Annotated in this window: 1 protein-coding gene; it reads right to left on the reverse strand. The window is 72.2% G+C overall.

From position 1 onward, the window contains the following. On the reverse strand, positions 1–1,341 hold a 1,341-nt coding region (locus tag ABZS77_RS30035), incomplete at both ends, for a condensation domain-containing protein (RefSeq protein ID WP_354829697.1).

A 1,341-nucleotide genomic window follows, 5' to 3' on the forward strand; every position in this document is an offset into this window, starting at 1 on the left:
CCCCGCACCTCCGGACGCGCATCACACACCAACCCCGTGTAAAACCGCCGCTCACCCGTCAACTGACTCATCACCTTCAGATGAGCCGCGTGCAGGACAGCCTTGGGTGACACCTCGTACGTCGAGGCCAGCTCGCGGATCCGTGGGTCGAGGTCCTGGTAGCTGAGCCGGTGCCGCAGCACGGTCCCGGGAGCCGCGGACCCGTCGCCCCAGCCCGCCGGAGGGGTGAACCTGGCATGGCCGGAGGTGACCTTCCGCCAGTACGCCTCGTCGGCCGCCGAGGCCAGCGCGGCCCGCTCGCCGGCGACGAAGTCGGCGTACCGGACCGCGATCGGCTCCGGTGCCTCCGGCGCCATGCCGACACAGCGCCGCTCGTAGCAGCTGAGCAGCTCGGCCAGCAGGGTGTTCAGGTCCCAGCCGCCGGTCACCAGGTGGCTGATCGCCACGGTGAGCCACCATCCGCCGTCGGTGCCGACGTGCGCGCTGACCCGCAGCAGCGGGGCGGGGTGCTCCGGGTCGAACGGTCGGGCCCGCTCGGCGTCGACGTAGCCGCGCAGGTGGGCCTCGGCGCGCTCCTCGTCGAGGCGCAGGATCCGTACGTCGACGGGGGCCTGGGCGTGCACGAGTTGCAGCGGCACCGAGTAGGTGTGCGGGGCGAACGACGTACGCAGGGTCTCGTGCCGGGCGACGATGTCGTGCACGGCCGCCGTGAGCGCGTCAGCCGAGAACGGCTGTCGACTGTGGACCCGGAAGCAGCGGACGATGTGGTACAGCGACCGCGTGGGGTCCTTCTGGATTTCCACGAGCATGCCGAGTTGCACCTGGGCGATGGGGTACGCGTCGGTGAGGCCAGCGGGCAGGGCGGCCCGGTCGGCGTCGTCGAGCAGCGCGAACGGGGCCACCGGCTGGAACTCCGGCGCGACCTCGGCGCTGTCCTTGGCCGCGAGATGCGCGGCGAGCGCGGTGACGGTGCGGTGCACGAAGACGTCCCGGACGCCGACGGGGAAGCCCGCTCCCCGGAGCGCGCCGACCAGGGCGACCGCTCGCAGTGAGTCGCCGCCGAGGTCGAAGAAGCTGTCCATGACGCTGACGGTGTCGAGGTTCAACACGCGTGCCCAGATCTCCGCGAGCTGCCGCTCCAGGTCGGTGCGGGGAGCCACGTGCGCCCGGCCGGTCTCCCCCACGGACGAGGCCAGGGCGGCCTTGTCGACCTTGCCGTTGGCGTTGAGCGGAATGGACTCCACCGCCACCAGGTCCGCCGGGATCATGTACTCCGGCAGCCGGCTCGCGCATTCCCGCCGTACCCGGGCAGCCAGCTCGACGTCCGGGCCGTCCGGCACG

It is taken from the genome of Micromonospora sp. NPDC005298, assembly GCF_040607375.1.
GTDB lineage: Bacteria > Actinomycetota > Actinomycetes > Mycobacteriales > Micromonosporaceae > Micromonospora.